We start from the raw sequence: 17920 nt of genomic DNA, 5'->3' as shown, positions 1-17920 counted from the left end.
GATGAGCACTCCAGTCAAGGCACGTAAAAGTGATAGCAAGGTTGATGCATGGGCCATTCTTTTCATGATCATTTTGGTGGTGGGCACTGCGGTGTTTTGGGTGAGTCACCAATAATTAAAGCTTCGCGCGCAGGTAACTGACGTTGTGGCTTTTCTGGCCGCACTGAAACAGCAGCGTTAGCCAGATGCCTGATGGTATTGTGCCAGTTATGATGAGGCTCAATTTCCTGGGACAGGTGTCAATGCTCAAAGCTTTCAGTCAATGCCTGATCATCCTGACCCTGCCATTTTCCATGGCGGTGCAGGGCGCCAACGTGCTGTTTATCAACCCCGGTCTTGCGGATGAGACCTTTTGGGTCAGTTATTCTGACTTTATGCAAGCGGCAGCCAACAGCCTGGGCATGCAGCTTGAGGTCCAATACGCACAGCGATCCCCACAAAAAGCCATCGAGCAAGCGCGGGCAGCTTTACAAGGCCCCCACAGGCCCGATTACCTGGTCTTCGTTAATGAACAATACGTTGCCCCGCAAATCTTGCGCCTGTCCCACGGCAGCGGCGTGAAGCTGTTCATCGTCAATAATGGCCTGACCCATGAGCAGGCCCAGTTAATGGAGGCAGATGGCGCCCGTTACTCGGGCTGGCTTGGCAGCATGGTGACCAATGATGAAGAGGGCGGTTATCTGATGCTGAACGAGTTGATTCGTCAGCATGGGCCTATAGCGCCTGGGAAAACGGTGGATCTGCTGGCTTTTTCCGGGGTCAAAAACACCCCTGCTTCTCGCTGGCGGGAAAAGGGCATGCAGCGTGCGCTGAATGAACATCCTCACGTGCGCTTGCGACAGATGGTGTATGGCGAGTGGAACGAGCAGCGCGCGTATGAGCAGGCTCAGCAGTTGTTCAAACGTTACCCCGACACGGCGCTGGTGTGGAGCGCCAATGATGAAATGGCGTTCGGGGCCATGCGGGCGGCGCAGGAAGCCGGGCACGCCCCGGGCCGCGATATCCTGTTCAGCGCGGTCAACAGCTCTGTTGCTGCCCTCGAATCGCGGATCAGCGGGCGTCTCAGCGCTTTGGTGGCAGGCCATTTCACCCTTGGAGGCTGGGCGATGGTGTTGTTGAGTGATGACAGCAAAGGCGTTGATTTCAAACGCTTCGGTGGGCGAGATCGGCAAGTTCCGGTGTTGCAGTTGCTCAATGCCGAACAAGCGGCAACCTTGCTCAAGGTTATACGTAGCCAGGCATTCAACCTGCGCTTCACGTCGTTCTCTGCGCAGGGTAAACCCGCGAATTATCGATACCCGTTCTCGCTCGATAGCCTGCTGCAAATGCCTCAGCCCCCGGCAAAATGAAGCACCAGTTTGACGATTGCGAACAACGTCAACGCAAATACTCCGGTAAACAGCAAGCCCAACAGCAAGAACTGACCGGGTTTGCCGTGGGTGAAATCGCGAGCCCTGTTTTTCGAGCTTTGTACGCCAAATGCGGCAGCCATCACGCTGTGCAGCACTTGCCAAAAGGACGGTGGCTTTTGCGGATCGTTCATAAGCACCTCAAGCTCCAGAGAGGAAGGTCACTGTCTTGAGGATAGTCAAACCTCGACAGGCGAGGGCGCGATACGCATGTGTTACAGGAGCGCTCTGACACTCAGCCGCGGTGTTGCCACTGTATAAGTGGCAACACCGGGACCAGCGGGAGGCTTTTCAGCTTCAGTTGTCGTAACCCAGGTTCGGCGCCAACCAGCGTTCCGTAACGGCCAGGTCCTGACCTTTACGCGCGGTGTAACTGTCGATCTGGTCTTTGTCGACCTTGCCCACGGCGAAGTATTGCGCCTGCGGGTGTGCGAAGTACCAGCCGCTGACAGCCGCAGCCGGGAACATGGCGTAGTGCTCAGTCAGGAACACGCCGCTTTTGCCCGCCCGCATTTCTTCGGCTTCAGGATCAAGCAATTTGAACAACGTGGCCTTTTCCGTGTGATCCGGGCAAGCCGGGTAGCCAGGGGCAGGGCGGATGCCGCTGTATTGCTCTTTGATCAGCGCGTCATTGCTCAGTTGCTCGTCCTTGGCGTAACCCCAGTAATGGGTCCGCACCTGTTGGTGCAGCCATTCGGCGCAGGCTTCGGCCAGGCGATCGGCCAGGGCCTTGACCATGATTGAGTTGTAGTCGTCGCCAGCGTCCTGATAAGCCTTGGCCACTTCTTCTGCGCCAATCCCAGCCGTGGTGATAAAGCCGCCCACGTAATCGGTCACGCCACTGTCTTTAGGCGCCACAAAGTCGGCCAAGGAGAAGTTGGGCTTGCCATCGGTCTTGATGATTTGCTGGCGCAAGTGGTGCAGTGTGGCCAATGGCTGGCCGTTTTCGTCATACAACTCCAGGTCATCATCGTTTACCTGATTGGCCGGCCAGAAGCCGAAGACGGCACGGGCGCTGATGAGTTTTTCATCGATCAGTTTCTTGAGCATTTCCTGAGCATCGGCGTACAGCGCGGTGGCGGCTTCGCCCACGACCTCGTCTGTCAGAATGCGCGGGAATTTACCTGCCAGATCCCAGGAAATGAAGAACGGTGTCCAGTCGATGTATTCGGCCAGTACGTTGAGGTCGATGTTGTCCAATACCTTGGCGCCGGTAAACGTCGGTTTCACCGGCTGGTATCCGGCCCAGTCGAACTGCGGCTTTTTGGCTATGGACGCGGCATAGCTCAGGCGCTCGGTGCGCGCACTGCGGTTGGCGGTGCGCTCGCGGACCTCGATGTACTCGTCGCGGGTCTTGCTGACGAAGCCGGCTTTCAGTTCTTTGGACAGCAACTGCGTGGCCACACCCACGGCACGGGAGGCGTCGGTGACATAAATCACGGCGTCGTTCTGGTACTTGGGTTCGATCTTGACCGCAGTGTGCGCCTTGGAGGTGGTCGCGCCGCCGATCATCAGGGGCAAGTGGAAGTCCTGACGTTGCATTTCACGCGCGACGTGGACCATTTCATCCAGCGACGGTGTGATCAGGCCGGACAAACCGATGATGTCGCACTTTTGCTCTTTGGCCACTTGCAGGATTTTCTCGGCAGGCACCATCACGCCGAGGTCGACGATGTCATAGCCGTTGCAGCCCAGCACCACGCCGACGATGTTCTTGCCAATGTCGTGCACATCACCCTTGACGGTGGCCATCAGGATCTTGCCCTTGGCTTCCGGTTTGTCGCCTTTCTCCAGTTCAATGAACGGGATCAGGTGCGCCACGGCCTGTTTCATGACGCGGGCAGACTTGACCACCTGCGGCAGGAACATTTTGCCTGCACCGAACAGGTCGCCAACGATGTTCATGCCCGACATCAGCGGGCCTTCGATGACCTCAATCGGACGCTTGAATGACAGGCGCGACTCTTCGGTGTCCTCGACAATGTGGGTGGTGATGCCTTTAACCAATGCATGCTCAAGCCGCTTGTTGACGTCCCAGCCGCGCCACTCTTCGGTTTCGGCTTCTTTGACACTGCCGTCGCCTTTGTACTTGTCCGCGATTGCCAGCAGGTTGTCGGTGGCGTCAGGGGTGCGGTTGAGCACGACGTCTTCAACGGCGTCACGCAGTTCGGTCGGGATCTGGTCGTAGATTTCCAGTTGCCCGGCATTGACGATGCCCATGGTCAGGCCCGCCCGAATGGCGTACAGCAGGAACACCGAATGGATCGCCTCGCGTACCGGGTTGTTGCCGCGGAACGAGAAGGACACGTTCGACACGCCCCCCGACGTCAGGGCATACGGCAGTTCGTCACGGATGTAGGCGCAGGCGTTGATGAAGTCCACTGCGTAGTTGTTGTGCTCTTCAATGCCGGTGGCCACGGCGAAGATGTTCGGGTCGAAGATGATGTCTTCCGGCGGGAAGCCAACATCATTCACCAGAATGTCGTAGGAGCGTTTGCAGATTTCTTTCTTGCGCGCTTCGGTGTCGGCCTGGCCGGCTTCGTCGAACGCCATCACCACCACCGCTGCGCCATAGCGCTTACACAGTTTGGCGTGGTGAATAAACTGCTCGACGCCTTCTTTCATGCTGATCGAGTTGACGATGCCTTTGCCCTGTATGCACTTGAGCCCTGCTTCGATGACCTCCCATTTGGAAGAGTCAATCATGATCGGCACGCGGGAGATGTCCGGTTCGCCAGCGATGAGGTTGAGGAAGGTCACCATGGCCTTCTTCGAATCCAGCATGCCTTCGTCCATGTTGATGTCGATGATTTGCGCACCGGCTTCAACTTGTTGCAGGGCCACTTCCAGGGCTTCGGTGTAGTTGTCTTCACGGATCAGCCGGGCAAAGCGCGCCGAACCGGTGATGTTGGTGCGTTCGCCTACGTTGACGAACAGCGAGCTGCGGTCAATGGTAAACGGCTCAAGGCCTGACAGGCGGCACGCCTTGGGAATGTCGGGGATCTGGCGCGGTGCGTAACCGGCCACTGCCTTGGCGATGGCCTCGATATGGCCCGGCGTGGTGCCGCAGCAGCCGCCGACAATATTCAAAAAGCCGCTTTGGGCGAACTCTTCAATCACCTTGGCCGTCTGCGCGGGCAGTTCGTCGTATTCCCCGAACTCATTCGGCAGACCGGCGTTAGGGTGTGCCGAGACGTAGGTGCTGGCTTTGTTCGACAGCTCTTCAAGGTACGGGCGCAACTCGCTGGCACCCAGCGCGCAGTTCAAGCCCACCGAAATCGGCTTGGCATGACTCACCGAGTTCCAGAAGGCTTCGGTGGTCTGGCCAGACAGGGTGCGGCCGGAGGCGTCGGTAATGGTGCCGGAAATCATGATCGGCAACTCGATGCCCAACGTTTCGAACACGCCTTGCACGGCGAAGATTGCTGCCTTGGCGTTAAGCGTGTCGAAAATGGTCTCGATCAGGATCAGGTCCGCGCCACCCTCGATCAAGCCCTTGGTGGCCTCGGTGTAGTTTTCGACCAATTCATCGAAGGTCACGTTGCGGTAGCCGGGGTTGTTGACATCCGGCGACAACGAGCAAGTACGGCTGGTCGGGCCCAACACGCCCGCCACGAAACGCGGTTTGTCCGGCGTTTCAAGCGTTTTGGCATCGGCCACCTTGCGCGCCAGCCGAGCACCTTCTACGTTGAGTTCGTAGGCAAGTGCCTGCATGCCGTAGTCAGCCTGGGAGACTTGAGTGGCGTTGAAGGTGTTGGTTTCGAGAATGTCGGCACCGGCATCCAGGTACGCTTTCTCAATCGAACCGATGACATCCGGGCGAGTGATGACCAGCAGGTCGTTATTGCCCTTTACGTCACTCGGCCAGTCGGCAAAGCGTGTGCCACGATAGTCGTGTTCCTCTAGACGGTAGCTTTGGATCATAGTGCCCATGCCGCCATCGAGAATCAGAATGCGCTCTTTGAGGGCGTGCTGAAGTGCTTGGAGACGAGCGCTGCGGTCAGACATAGGACTACCTGTTAGAGCCATGCAAAAGATGGCAAAGCATAACAAACCTGCGTGGGATTTGATCGTTCGCCATTTTTCATGAATTTCATTCATGTTGAGGCGAGTCTTCGACGGGTAGAATCGCGACAATTTTTAATATCAGGACAATGGCACATGTTTTTTCGCCTACTCACCGGCGCCGTGACGCTGGTGGTGTGCAGTACAGCGTTGGGCCAAACCCCGCTCGTTAGCCCGGCTATTTCATACACCCGGGATATCCAGCCGATCCTTACCGAAAAGTGCGTCGCTTGCCACGCCTGTAACGATGCGGCCTGCCAGCTCAACCTGGGGAGCGCGGAGGGCGCAACCCGGGGGGCGAGCAAAGTACCTGTCTATCAGGGTGATCGGACCACTGCTGTGGCGCCAACACGGATTTTCTACGACGCCAAGGGCCCGCAAGAGTGGCGCAATAAAGGTTTTTACTCCGTGCTGGACGCCCAGGGCGCACAAGCGGCACTCATGGCGCGCATGCTGGAACTGGGCCACAGCGCTCCGTTGACGCCAAACGCCAAACTGCCTGAAGAGATCGTGCTGGGGCTCAACCGTGAAAACAGTTGCCCGGCACCCGGCGAGTTCAACAATTACGCGCAAAAACATCCCAAGGAAGGCATGCCGTTAGCCGTCACTGGCCTGACCGATCAGCAATACATAACGGTGCAGACCTGGTTAGCGCAGGGCGCGCCGGTCGATCAACATGCCATTCAGCCGACGGCAATTGAAGCCACTCAGATCGCCGAATGGGAAGAGTTGCTCAATCGCCCGGGCTCCACCGAAGCCCTGGTCGCTCGCTGGTTGTATGAGCATTTGTTCCTGGCCCATGCCTATTTCGACAACGGCGTGCCGGGGCATTACTTCCAGTGGGTGCGTTCGCGTACGCCCAGCGGGCAGCCGATTGACCTGATCGCTACGCGGCGCCCCAACGACGACCCGGGCACCACCTTTTATTACCGGATCATGCCGGTCCAGGGGGTGATCGTTCACAAAACACACATCACCTATCCTATGGGGCAGCGCAAGCTGGAGCGGGTCAAACAACTGTTTTACAGCGGTGACTGGCATGCGGCCAAGCTACCGGGGTATGGGCCACGAGGGCGTGCCAACCCGTTCGAGACCTTTGAAGCCATCCCTGCCGTCGCCCGTTACCAGTTCATGCTGGATAACGCCGAATACTTTGTGCGCACCTTTATTCGCGGGCCTGTCTGCCGCGGCCAGATTGCCACGGACGTGATTCGCGACAACTTCTGGGCCGTGTTCCAGGAACCTGCCCGTGATCGCTACGTGACTGACGCCGTTTACCGCGGCAAAGCCACGCCGTTGCTGGCGATGCCAGGTCAGATCGACGACGTGGGCAGCATCATCTCGCTGTGGCACAACTACCGCGACAAACGTAATGAGTATGAAGAGTTGCGCCAAAGTGCATACGCTGAAATGCCGCCGCCAAGCTGGTCGACCTTGTGGGCAGGAAATGACAACGCGCTGCTGACCATCTTCCGTCACTTCGACAGTGCCAGTGTCAGCAAAGGGTTGATCGGTGAAGTCCCGCAGACCTTGTGGCTTTTCGACTACCCGCTACTGGAACGCACCTACTATCAACTGGCGGTCAACTTTGATGTGTTCGGTAACGTCTCGCACCAGGCGCAGACGCGCCTGTACTTTGACCTGATCCGTAACGGCGCCGAGGTTAACTTCCTGCGTCTGATGCCAGCTGATTCGCGTGCGGCCATTTTGGGCGACTGGTATCAGAACAGTGGCAAGCTCAAGATGTGGATGGATTATCGGAAGATCGACACCGGCACTGCGACGGGCATGAAGCTCGACCCGGCAGACCCGAAACGCGATTTTGCCCTCAAGCTGATTGAGCGCACCGGAACCCTCAACGCACGGCCTGACCCGATTAACCGTTGTTCGGGAGCCTACTGTTCGCGGCCCAACATTGCTCAGGCCTTCCAGTATGCGGAGCAATCGCTCAGCCGCCTGACGTCGCGCCCCGCAGCCGGGTTGCCCGTTATCAATCGACTGCCCGAAGCCAGTATGCTGCGCATCGAAAGTGCTGATGGCACGCGTGAGATGTACAGCCTGTTGCGCAATCGCGCGCACACCAATGTGGCGTTTATGCTGGGTGAGGAATATCGCCTGCAGCCTGGGCTGGACACGCTGACGATCTACCCGGGTGTGCTTAGCAGTTATCCGAACTTCATGTTCAACATCCCGGCCGGTGAGGTTGAGGCGTTTGTCGTTGCGATGGAGAAAAGCCAGGATCAAGCCTCGTTTGATGCCATCGTCCAGCGCTGGGGGATTCGCCGCAGTCATCCGCAATTTTGGGCGTACTTTCATGACATCGGCGAATACATCAACGAAACCGATCCGGTAGAGGCCGGCGTGCTGGACATGAACCGCTACGAGAACCTGTAAGGGTCATTTGTTTCACCCACATGGGGTGTGGCTTTCCTGACAAAAATACTAGGACTTTGTCAGGCGCGCCGATTGGCGTAAACTGCGCCCCATGTCTGCGAGGAGATTCCATGAGCGCCATAACGATTACCGACGCCGCCCACGATTACCTGGCTGATCTGCTGTCCAAGCAGAACACCACGGGTATCGGCATCCGCGTCTTCATCACCCAACCGGGTACGCAATACGCTGAAACCTGCATTGCGTATTGCAAGCCAGACGAAGTCAAACCTGAAGATACCGCCCTGGGCCTGAAAAGCTTCACCGCCTGGATCGATTCGGTCAGCGAGCCGTTTCTTGAAGACGCCGTGGTGGACTACGCGACCGATCGCATGGGCGGCCAACTGACCATCAAGGCGCCCAACGCCAAAGTGCCCATGGTCAACGCTGACAGCCCGATCAACGAGCGCATCAATTACTACCTGCAAACCGAGATCAATCCCGGCCTGGCCAGTCACGGCGGTCAGGTCAGCCTGATTGAAGTGGTTGAAGACGGTATTGCGGTCCTCAAGTTCGGCGGCGGTTGTCAGGGATGCGGCCAGGCCGACGTGACGCTGCGCGAAGGTATCGAACGCACGTTGCTGGAGCGTATTCCCGAGCTCAAGGGTGTGCGTGACGTGACCGATCACTCGCAGAAAGAAAACGCCTACTACTGAGTTAACAGTCGCAAGGTGTTCGCTGCGAGCAGCATAAAAAACGGTGCCCCGTGAGCACCGTTTTTTTATGCCTGTGTTTTACGCGGGCGACTGTCAGGGGCGATACACGTGCGCGTGCCCAGCCCGGTAAAGCGAAGACTCGCTGAAGCTGTCGTTGGCCAGCACACGACCGACCAGAATCAATGCCGTGCGCCTGAACCCTTTGGCTTGAACCCGCTGCACAATGTCAGCGAGGGTGCCGGTGACTGCATCTTGATCAGGCCAACTGGCACGGTGGATCACCGCAATCGGGCAGTCACTGCCGTAATGCGGGGTCAGCTCGGCCACGATGCTGTCCAGGTTTTTAACCCCCAGGTGAATGGCCATGGTTGCTTTATGGCTGGCCAGACTCGCCAGCTCTTCGCCTGCAGGCATCACGGTTTTTTCCGCGTATCGGGTCAGAATCACCGTCTGCGAGATGTCTGGCAACGTCAGTTCGGCTTCCAGCAGAGCGGCGCAGGCGGCGGTCGCCGTGACCCCTGGGATGATTTCAAACGCAATGCCCAGCGCCCGCAGGCAGCGGATTTGCTCGCCGATTGCGCCATACAGGCTGGGGTCGCCTGAATGCACGCGGGCCACGTCCTGGCCTTGAGCGTCGGCAGCGGTGATGTGCGCGATGATTTGTTCCAGATGCAACTGGGCGCTATTAATCACCCGTTCGGCCTGATGGCCTTCCAGCACTGCGGCGGGCACCAGTGAACCGGCATAAATGATCACCGGACAGCTGCGGATCAGGCGCTGGCCTTTGACCGTGATCAGCTCTGGATCGCCGGGGCCGGCCCCGATGAAATAAACAGTCATGGCAGTCTCTTGAACGATACAAAACAGAGCGCCGCTTGAACAACGCTCATAGTGAGGCGGTGGAGTATCGCCTGATTACAGCCCGGTCGCTAACGCAAACGTCGCGTTATCAGAGGTTTGGCGAGTGACCCGCAGCGTCGCGCGTTGACCGGTCACTCGCTCGCAGAGGGCCAGTGCAGCACTTTCAGCCACCCCGAAACAGCCCGTGTGGGCGTACGAAACCGGTGACTGGTGACTGAGCCGGGGGGCAAACACGGCAAGCTGCTGTGCACTGAATACCTCGAAGGGCAGTTTCAACTGCTGCGCCAACTGGATCAGGCCGGGCTCGTCCCGTTTTGAATCAATACTGGCCAAGGCCCGTATTGCACTGAGCGCGATCCCGGCATGGTTCAGAGACTCATTCATGAGCGTCAACAGTTCTTCAGCACTGCAGCCGCGCCGACAGCCCAGCCCGGCCACGAGGGTTTGCGGGGTGGGCGGCGGCGTCATGCAGCGTACTGGCCATCAGTCTTGCGCCGGAACCACCACGCGCTGATAACCCCCAGTGCCAGCCAAAAGGCAGCGTTGGTCAATTGCGAAGCCACCTTGAACTGCGTTTCAAGTGCTTGCGGTGCCAGGCTGGCGTGGACCAGCGGCTGTGGCGCGCCCATGACATGAGGCATGACCAGAATCACCACCCCTAGCACTTTTAGCGCGCAGTGCCTGCCAAATACCACGAGTGCAATCGCAACGGCTGTCGACGCGGCGGTACTGACCCACCAGATCTGGCGTTGCAGCAAATCAGCCGCAGCCGTGCCGGGTAGTTCCGGCGGCAGTCCCAGTGTTGGGGCGAGACAAAATGTGGCATATCCAGCCAGCCCCCACAGCACCCCTTGAGAGGTACGGGTCGGCGTTCGCAGTGTGTAGAGGCCTGCGAGCATCAACGCGAATCCCACGGCGACCACCAAATTGGCACCGGTGGTCGACACCAGGCGCTGCCAGCCATCCTCGGGTTCCCAGGCTTCAGCGGCATGGGTGTGGCCGGGCAGGGCGGAGTCAGCGTGTTCATGCGTGTGACCCGCAGCAGGCGTCTCGAAGGTTTCTGCTTCAAGGATCAGTGGCGCCACCCAAAAGCTTTGCAACAGCGTCAATAACAGGGCAGCCAGCAAACCGGTAAAACCGGCGGTTTGAATGATGCGCTTCATCATGGGCTCGCCTCTCAATGGCACGGGAAGGCAGCGCTGTGACGCGTGTCGTGTGCGGCATTGTGCACCGCGTCAATATGGGAAAAGCCCGCGAAGTAAACGAGAAACGCCCCAAGCACGGTTGCGCCGACAGCCGCTACGATACGCTGGCTGTGAGTGGCGGTGGTGGCTGCGGATTGTGTACGGCTGGTGCTGACTGACATGGCGCTTCCCTCTGGTGAGCAGCGGGCGAAAAAGCGCAAGAAAACCCCGCGAACGGTGCTCGCAGGCTTTAACAGCGCCCGCCCACCGCGGGTTTGTTATTCGATATGAGCAGGCCGGTCTCCGGGCTCACAAGGGGTTCAAGTCATCTGAACCTGCGAACATCACCTTCCCATGCATGAGCACAGTGGCTTCGATGTTCCGCTTGTTTACCGTTGCGGGGGCAGCACCGGACTGATCAAGGCGATGAACGCCTGACGCACCGGTTTCCCGTTTCACCCTGTGAAGGGCACCTGATACAAGATGTGTAGGAGAGCATGACAGCGGTGGACGCGTCAATTCACGTCTCAGGCAAGAAGGCTCTTGACCTTGTCGCGCAACTGATCGATCGAAAAGGGCTTGGCGATCACCGAGGTGTTGCCCACGGTATCTATGCTCTCGGCATAGCCGCTGGCGAACAGAATTGGCAATGAGGGGCGTAATGTCTGCGCCTGTTTAGCCAGTTCTCGGCCATCCATCCCCGGAAGTCCGACATCGGTCATCAGCAGATCAATGACTTGCTTCGCATCGCCTATATAGGTCAGTGCACATTCACTGCCATCAGCTTCCAGTACATTGAATTCGAGTTCTTCCAGCACATCCACAATCAGCATGCGAACAATGGCATCGTCTTCAACAACGAGGATGGTGGAGGGTGTTGCAGACATAGTGGGTATCCCGAAAAAATGTGAATGCGGGTGAAGGCCAAAAAGCATCGGCTTGCACTATCAGTAAGCTGCAACCGCGCACAAGTTCCCGTCGTTGTACGAAAAACTCCTTCGTACAAGGTGTGCAAGGATAGCTGTATGTAGCTTTTCAGTGCAGCTCTTTGTACGAATATGTACTTATTTGAGGAAGAAAATAGATTGTTTGCTCGGTAATCCGGCAAACTTACGGTTTTTTACACTGTTCACGGGCCAGAAAAATGAATGCACCTGCATCGGTTGATGAGCAAAGCTTTCGCAAACTCCTGAGTCGCAACGTCGGTTTGCCCTTGGGTGTCGGCGTGCTCAGCGCCGTCTTGTTTGTGGTGATGATCAGCTATCTGCTATCGGTCATACAGTGGTTGCAGCACACCGATCGCGTTATCAATAACGCGAACGAGGCGATCAAGCTCACCGTTGACCTTGAAACCGGCATGCGCGGCTACCTGATTACTGGCGACGAGCATTTTCTGGACCCGTATGAAGTCGCCAGGCCCCAAGTCCTTGCACAACTGCGGGGTTTGCAGGAGCTGGTCAGCGACAACCCGCAGCAGGTGGACCGCCTCAAACGTCTTGAAGCGCTGCAAAATGACTGGAGTCAGTACGCTCAAGCGATGATAGACCTGCGCCGCAGTAATGGTGATTACCGGGGCGCAGTGCAGTCTGGGCGCGGCAAGCGTCTGACCGATCAGGTGCGCAAGGAATTCGACGAATTCATTGCCATGGAGCAACAGCTGCGTGTCGACCGCAATGATGCCGTGAGCCGCACAACGTTTCTGGTCATCGGCCTGTACTTGCTTTTCGTATTAGGTCTGAGCGGCTTCCTGGCGTATATCGGGCGTCGTGACCTGGTCAATCTGTCAAAAAGCTACAGCGATACCCTCGAAGCGCAGGTCAGGAGTGCGCAACGCCTTGAGCAGCAGGCCTGGCTGCGCAACGGGCAGACCGAGCTTGCAGAACAGGTGTTGGGGCGTCTGACCCTTAACATGCTGGGTCGCAACATTTTGCAATTCTGCGCTCAGTACTTGGGCTCAGTGGTCGCAGCAGTTTACGTGCGTGAAGACCATGGCGGCCTCAAGCGTGTGGCCAGTTATGGTTTTTCCCGCGAGCACGAGTTGCAGGATCAACTGATTCACAACGACGAAGGGATTGTGGGCCAGGCGGCGCAGCAAGATAAATTGATTCGTCTGGACAATGTCCCCGAGGGTTACTTCAAGGTCAGTTCCGGGCTCGGCGAAGGCAGCCCACGCAGCGTGCTGGTCGTGCCTACCAGTGACGATGACCGGGTCAATGGCGTGATCGAGCTGGGCTTTTTGCGGCCGTTGACTGAGCGCGACATCGAGTTGTTCGAGTTGATTGCCGACAACATTGGCACCTCGATTGAAGCGGCACGCTACCGTCAGCGCTTGCAAGAAGTGCTGGCTGAAACCCAGCAACTCAATGAAGAGTTGCAGGTGCAGCAAGAAGAACTCAAAACCGCGAATGAAGAGCTGGAAGAGCAGTCGCGCATCCTCAAGGAATCTCAGACGCACTTGGAAACCCAGCAAGCCGAACTGGAGCAGACCAACGAGCAGTTAGCCGATCAGGCATTGGCACTCGCAGCCCAGCGCGACGCAATGGACCAGAAAAACACCGAGTTGAATCATGCTCAGGTGCAATTGGAGGAGCGTGCCGAAGAGTTGCAGCGCTCCAGCAAGTACAAGTCCGAGTTCCTGGCCAACATGTCGCACGAGCTGCGCACACCGCTCAATAGCTCGCTGATTCTGGCCAAATTGCTGTCGGAAAATCCGCATGAAAACCTGACCGCCGAACAAGTGAAATTTGCCGAGTCGATCTACTCGGCGGGCAATGACTTGCTCAACTTGATTAACGACATTCTGGATATTTCGAAGGTCGAAGCCGGCAAGCTCGAAGTGCGCCCTGAAAACACCAGCGTCCCGCGTTTGGTGGACGGTCTGCGAAGCATGTTCCAACCGCTGGCCGGGGAAAAGGCGCTGGATTTCCAGGTCGAACTGCAACCCGGTACCCCGCAGATGATCTTCACAGACCGTCAGCGACTGGAGCAGATTCTGAAAAACCTGCTGTCCAATGCGATCAAGTTCACCGAAAAAGGCCAAGTGAGCCTTACGGTGTCGCGTCAACCGAGCGAAGGCATTGCCTTCACCGTGCGTGATTCCGGGATCGGCATTGCGGCCGAGCAGCAGGAAAGCATTTTTGAAGCGTTCCGCCAGGCCGACGGCACCACCAACCGCCGCTATGGCGGAACGGGGTTGGGGCTGTCCATTTCCCGCGATCTGGCCAACTTGCTGGGAGGCTCCATCAGCGTGACCAGCGAGCCGGGGCAGGGCAGTATTTTCACGCTGACTCTGCCTGAACAGTTTGTTGAGCACGATGAGCCGTATGCACCCGCCCTGGTGGCCGAGCCGGTCAAAACCCTGACTGCCGTGACGCCCCCCGTCGCGCCACCCATGGCAAGCGTCCCGAACGTCGAGATTCCGCGCTTTATGGATGATCGCGAAAAGGCACCCTTTACCACGCGTTGCATTCTGGTGATTGAAGATGAGCCAAATTTTGCGCGCATCCTCTTCGATCTGGCGCATGAGTTGGGCTATCAGTGCCTGGTGGCCCATGGTGCCGACGAAGGCTTCAGCCTCGCAGCCGAGTTCATCCCTGATGCGATCCTGCTCGACATGCGCTTGCCCGACCACTCCGGCCTGACGGTGTTGCAACGTCTCAAGGAGCAGGCGTCTACCCGGCACATTCCGGTGCACGTGATTTCAGTCGAGGACCGGGTCGAAGCGGCCATGCACATGGGGGCCGTGGGGTATGCCGTCAAGCCCACCACCCGCGAAGAGCTCAAAGACGTATTCGCACGCCTTGAAGCCAAGCTCACGCAGAAAGTTAAACGGGTGTTGCTGGTAGAGGACGACGATTTACAACGCGACAGCATTGCTCGCCTGATCGGCGACGATGACATCGAGATCACCGCAGTAGGGTATGCACAGGAAGCGCTGGATTTGCTGCGCTCGAACATTTACGACTGCATGATCATCGACCTCAAGTTACCGGACATGCTCGGCGGTGATCTGCTCAAGCGCATGTCCACCGAAGATATTTGTTCGTTCCCGCCGGTCATTGTGTACACCGGGCGTAACCTGACCCGTGATGAAGAGGCCGAGCTGCGCAAATACTCGCGTTCGATCATCATCAAGGGTGCCCGCTCGCCCGAGCGTCTGCTTGATGAAGTGACTTTATTTCTGCACAAAGTCGAATCCCAGTTGTCCCATGAACGCCAGACAATGCTCAAGACCGCGCGTAGCCGCGACAAAGTGTTTGAAGGGCGCAAAATTTTACTGGTCGACGACGATGTCCGAAATATCTTTGCACTCACCAGTGCACTGGAGCATAAGGGCGCCATTGTGGTCATCGGCCGAAATGGCCGTGAGGCGATTGAGCGCTTGAATGAAGTGGAGGACATCGATCTGGTGCTCATGGACGTCATGATGCCCGAGATGGATGGTTACGAAGCCACTGTTGAAATTCGCAAAAACCCGCGCTGGCGCAAGCTGCCGATCATTGCTGTCACGGCCAAGGCCATGAAAGACGATCAGGAACGCTGCCTGCAAGCCGGGTCCAATGACTACCTGGCCAAGCCGATTGACCTGGATCGCCTGTTTTCGCTGATTCGTGTCTGGTTGCCCAAAATGGAACGTATTTAAGTGCCGCGAAACACCGATATTGAAATACGTCTGCTGATTGAAGCGATCTATCTCAAATACAGCTATGACTTTCGTGATTACTCCGGCGCTTCGGTCAAGCGCCGGGTGCATCACGCCATGCGCCAATTCGATTGCAATACCATCTCGGCGTTGCAGGAACGGGTGCTGCACGACCCCACCGCGTTCATGCAGTTATTGCAGTACATGACGATCCCGGTCAGTGAAATGTTTCGTGACCCCGAGCATTTTTTGGCGATCCGTCAGGAAGTGGTGCCGATCCTCAGAACCTACCCTTCACTGAAAATCTGGATCGCGGGGTGCAGCACGGGCGAAGAGGTTTACTCCATGGCCATCCTGCTGCGCGAAGAGGGGCTGCTTGATCGCACGATCATCTATGCCACCGATATCAACCCGCGTTCGCTGGAAAAGGCCAAACAGGGGATTTTCTCCCTGGAAAACATTCGGGGCTACACCGACAACTACCATAAGGCCGGTGGCCAGCGTGACTTTTCAACGTATTACACGGCAGCGTATGACTACGCGATTTTCGACAAGAGCCTGCGCGAGAACGTGACGTTCGCTGACCACAGCCTGGCGACCGACAGCGTATTCTCGGAAACTCACTTGATTTCGTGCCGTAACGTGCTGATTTATTTCAATAAAAATTTGCAAAATCGGGCATTCGGGTTGTTTCACGAATCGCTGTGCCATCGCGGCTTTTTGATGCTGGGCAGCAAAGAGACGCTGGACTTCTCCGACTACAGCAAGCAATTCACCCCCGTGCTCAAGCAAGAGCGGATTTACCGCAAGCTATGATGAACGAGCCGGTTGAGTACGTTGGCCTGCCGCCGGTTGACGCCGTCGTGGTGGGCGCATCGGCGGGGGGTGTCGAAGCCTTATTGACGATTTTTGCGGGTTTAAAGCCGGGCTTTCGTTTGCCGATCATTGTGGTGCTGCACTTGCCGGACGAGCGCCGTAGCCAGTTGGCTGACGTGTTTGCACGTCGTTTGGCAATCAAGGTCAAAGAAGCGGCCGACAAGGACACGATTGAACCTGGCACGCTCTATTTTGCGTCGCCCGGCTATCACCTGTCGGTTGAGCACGATTACAGTTTTTCGTTGAGTCAGGAAGCACGCGTGCACTATTCGCGGCCTTCCATTGATTATTTGTTTGAGTCCGCGGCAGACGTGTATCAACAGCGTCTGGCTGCGATTTTACTGACTGGCGCCAATCAGGACGGTGCTCAGGGTATTGCCACGGTCAAGCAGTCGGGCGGTTTGACCATCATTCAAGACCCTGAAGAAGCCTTGGTTTCTACCATGCCGCAAGCGGCTCTGGATCGCATGAAACCGGACTACATCCTCCCTTTGCGCGGCATCGGCCGTCTGCTTGTCGAGCTGGAACGAATCGAATGCTAGTAAGTGATATTCAAGCCAAGCTGCTGATCGTCGATGATCTGCCAGAAAACCTGTTGGCACTGGAAGCGTTGATCAAGCGTGAAGACCGCACGGTCTATAAGGCTTTGTCCGCTGACGAAGCGCTTTCGTTGCTGCTGCAACATGAGTTTGCGCTGGCCATTCTGGACGTGCAGATGCCTGGCATGAACGGCTTTGAGCTGGCTGAAATGATGCGCGGTACCGAGAAGACTAAAAACATCCCGATTGTTTTTGTCAGCGCCGCAGGGCGTGAAATGAATTACGCCTTTAAGGGCTATGAAAGCGGCGCAGTGGATTTCTTGCACAAGCCGCTGGATATTCACGCGGTCAAGAGCAAGGTCAATGTGTTCGTTGATCTGTATCGGCAGCGAAAAGCGGTCAAGCAGCAAGTTGAAGCCCTTGAGCAAAGTCGTCGGGAACAGGAAGTCCTGTTGGCACAGTTGCAGGTCACGCAAGGCGAACTTGAACACGCTGTGCGCATGCGCGACGACTTTATGTCCATCGTCTCCCATGAAGTGCGAACGCCTCTGAACGGGCTGATCCTGGAAACCCAGTTGCGCAAGATGCACCTGGCCCGCGATAACGCAGCGGCGTTCACTCTGGACAAGATGCAGGCCATGGTGGAGCGCGATGAGCGCCAGATCCAGAGCTTGATTCGCCTGATTGAAGACATGCTCGACGTGTCGCGCATTCGCACCGGCAAATTGTCGATCCGCCCGAGCCAGTTCGATTTGACGCGTCTGGTGAGTACGCTGGTGGAAACTTTTGCGCCTCAAATCAGTGCGGCCCAGTCGAGTGTCAATCTTCTTGTTGACTGTCCGGTCGTCGGTCGATGGGATGAGTTCCGGATTGAGCAGGTCGTGTCGAATTTGCTGACTAATGCCTTGCGCTATGGGGCCAAGAGCCCGATTGATGTTTCAGTTTATGTCGAAGGCCAAAACGCTATTGTTGAAGTCCGCGATCAGGGCATTGGCATCAGCGAAGAAAACCAGCAACGCATCTTTCAGCAGTTTGAGCGGGTTTCAGCCAAGCACGCCGTGGCTGGGCTGGGGCTCGGGTTGTTCATCTCTGAGCAGATTGTGGCGGCCCATGGTGGCAAAATCACCGTACAAAGTGCATTGGGTGAGGGTGCTGTATTCCGGGTCAGCCTGCCATTGGCGCAAAACGCGTAAATTAGCCGCAACCTATGGCCGACCCCATGGTCGTATTGGCAGCATTTGCAGCAATTAAGGTT

General features: G+C 57.1%; 14 protein-coding genes and 1 riboswitch. Of the genes, 7 read left to right on the top strand and 7 right to left on the bottom strand.

Going from position 1 to position 17920, the window contains the following annotated elements; genetic code table 11:
- Positions 1-242 precede the first annotated feature (242 nt).
- A complete protein-coding gene (locus HBN61_RS10300; protein WP_170046701.1) occupies positions 243-1349 on the top strand; it encodes an ABC transporter substrate-binding protein in 1107 nt (368 codons plus the stop codon).
- On the opposite strand, the gene HBN61_RS10295 is transcribed toward HBN61_RS10300, so the two are convergent.
- Complete coding sequence (locus tag HBN61_RS10295) at positions 1331-1543, bottom strand: DUF2970 domain-containing protein (RefSeq protein WP_170046700.1); 213 nt, start codon at positions 1541-1543, stop codon at positions 1331-1333. The two genes, HBN61_RS10300 and HBN61_RS10295, sit on opposite strands and share 19 nt — an antisense overlap.
- 163 nt (positions 1544-1706) lie before the next feature.
- Complete coding sequence (gene metH, locus HBN61_RS10290) at positions 1707-5417, bottom strand: methionine synthase (RefSeq protein ID WP_170046699.1); 3711 nt, start codon at positions 5415-5417, stop codon at positions 1707-1709.
- A gap of 153 nt (positions 5418-5570) precedes the next feature.
- Here metH and HBN61_RS10285 point away from each other — a divergent pair, with 153 nt between their 5' ends.
- A complete protein-coding gene (locus HBN61_RS10285) occupies positions 5571-7868 on the top strand; it encodes a fatty acid cis/trans isomerase (protein WP_170046698.1) in 2298 nt (765 codons plus the stop codon).
- A 110-nt stretch (positions 7869-7978) separates the two neighbouring features.
- Entirely contained in the window at positions 7979-8563 is a 585-nt protein-coding gene (nfuA, locus tag HBN61_RS10280) for a Fe-S biogenesis protein NfuA (RefSeq protein WP_094994517.1), read from the top strand.
- Positions 8564-8656: 93 nt separating this feature from the next.
- Here the strand turns inward: nfuA and cobM are convergent, their stop codons facing one another.
- From cobM to HBN61_RS10255, 5 genes are all read right to left on the bottom strand, one after another.
- Positions 8657-9403 carry a precorrin-4 C(11)-methyltransferase gene (gene cobM, locus HBN61_RS10275; RefSeq protein WP_094994516.1) on the bottom strand — a complete coding sequence of 249 codons (747 nt, stop codon included), beginning with the start codon at positions 9401-9403 and terminating at the stop codon, positions 8657-8659.
- Positions 9404-9478: 75 nt separating this feature from the next.
- A complete protein-coding gene (locus HBN61_RS10270) occupies positions 9479-9892 on the bottom strand; it encodes a cobalamin biosynthesis protein (protein WP_094994515.1) in 414 nt (137 codons plus the stop codon).
- Entirely contained in the window at positions 9889-10590 is a 702-nt protein-coding gene (locus tag HBN61_RS10265) for a CbtA family protein (protein WP_170046697.1), read from the bottom strand. The genes HBN61_RS10270 and HBN61_RS10265 overlap by 4 nt, the downstream gene beginning before the upstream one ends.
- A gap of 11 nt (positions 10591-10601) precedes the next feature.
- Complete coding sequence (locus HBN61_RS10260; protein WP_094994513.1) at positions 10602-10790, bottom strand: CbtB domain-containing protein; 189 nt, start codon at positions 10788-10790, stop codon at positions 10602-10604.
- Between the two features lie 95 nt (positions 10791-10885).
- Positions 10886-11100: riboswitch (cobalamin riboswitch) on the bottom strand.
- Between the two features lie 35 nt (positions 11101-11135).
- Positions 11136-11495: a response regulator gene (locus HBN61_RS10255; RefSeq protein ID WP_094994512.1), complete on the bottom strand. Its 360-nt coding sequence runs from the start codon at positions 11493-11495 to the stop codon at positions 11136-11138.
- Between the two features lie 257 nt (positions 11496-11752).
- On the opposite strand from HBN61_RS10255, the gene HBN61_RS10250 reads away from it, so the two are divergent.
- From HBN61_RS10250 to HBN61_RS10235, 4 genes are read left to right on the top strand one after another with little or no spacing between them, the layout of a single operon-like run.
- On the top strand, positions 11753-15250 hold the full coding sequence (locus tag HBN61_RS10250) for a response regulator (protein ID WP_170046696.1): 3498 nt from the start codon (positions 11753-11755) through the stop codon (positions 15248-15250).
- Positions 15251-16066 carry a CheR family methyltransferase gene (locus HBN61_RS10245; protein WP_169962969.1) on the top strand — a complete coding sequence of 272 codons (816 nt, stop codon included), beginning with the start codon at positions 15251-15253 and terminating at the stop codon, positions 16064-16066. It abuts the gene before it with no gap.
- Positions 16066-16668 (top strand): chemotaxis protein CheB, encoded by a 603-nt coding sequence (locus tag HBN61_RS10240; RefSeq protein WP_094994509.1) that lies wholly within the window; start codon positions 16066-16068, stop codon positions 16666-16668. Before HBN61_RS10245 ends, HBN61_RS10240 begins: the two co-directional genes overlap by 1 nt.
- Entirely contained in the window at positions 16662-17858 is a 1197-nt protein-coding gene (locus tag HBN61_RS10235) for a hybrid sensor histidine kinase/response regulator (RefSeq protein WP_170046695.1), read from the top strand. Before HBN61_RS10240 ends, HBN61_RS10235 begins: the two co-directional genes overlap by 7 nt.
- Positions 17859-17920 lie beyond the last annotated feature (62 nt).

The sequence above is a fragment of the Pseudomonas sp. WS 5071 genome (genome assembly GCF_012985765.1).
Lineage (GTDB): Bacteria > Pseudomonadota > Gammaproteobacteria > Pseudomonadales > Pseudomonadaceae > Aquipseudomonas > Aquipseudomonas lundensis_A.
Note: the sequence above shows the minus strand (reverse complement) of the source record. Positions and strands in the feature narration are given on the sequence as shown.

Coding starts and splice junctions, on each gene's coding strand:
- HBN61_RS10300 (WP_170046701.1), top strand. CDS start 243: ATGCTCAAAGCTTTCAGTCAATGCCTGATCATCCTGACCCTGCCATTT.
- HBN61_RS10295 (WP_170046700.1), bottom strand. CDS start 1,543: ATGAACGATCCGCAAAAGCCACCGTCCTTTTGGCAAGTGCTGCACAGC.
- metH (WP_170046699.1), bottom strand. CDS start 5,417: ATGTCTGACCGCAGCGCTCGTCTCCAAGCACTTCAGCACGCCCTCAAA.
- HBN61_RS10285 (WP_170046698.1), top strand. CDS start 5,571: ATGTTTTTTCGCCTACTCACCGGCGCCGTGACGCTGGTGGTGTGCAGT.
- nfuA (WP_094994517.1), top strand. CDS start 7,979: ATGAGCGCCATAACGATTACCGACGCCGCCCACGATTACCTGGCTGAT.
- cobM (WP_094994516.1), bottom strand. CDS start 9,403: ATGACTGTTTATTTCATCGGGGCCGGCCCCGGCGATCCAGAGCTGATC.
- HBN61_RS10270 (WP_094994515.1), bottom strand. CDS start 9,892: ATGACGCCGCCGCCCACCCCGCAAACCCTCGTGGCCGGGCTGGGCTGT.
- HBN61_RS10265 (WP_170046697.1), bottom strand. CDS start 10,590: ATGATGAAGCGCATCATTCAAACCGCCGGTTTTACCGGTTTGCTGGCT.
- HBN61_RS10260 (WP_094994513.1), bottom strand. CDS start 10,790: ATGTCAGTCAGCACCAGCCGTACACAATCCGCAGCCACCACCGCCACT.
- HBN61_RS10255 (WP_094994512.1), bottom strand. CDS start 11,495: ATGTCTGCAACACCCTCCACCATCCTCGTTGTTGAAGACGATGCCATT.
- HBN61_RS10250 (WP_170046696.1), top strand. CDS start 11,753: ATGAATGCACCTGCATCGGTTGATGAGCAAAGCTTTCGCAAACTCCTG.
- HBN61_RS10240 (WP_094994509.1), top strand. CDS start 16,066: ATGAACGAGCCGGTTGAGTACGTTGGCCTGCCGCCGGTTGACGCCGTC.
- HBN61_RS10235 (WP_170046695.1), top strand. CDS start 16,662: ATGCTAGTAAGTGATATTCAAGCCAAGCTGCTGATCGTCGATGATCTG.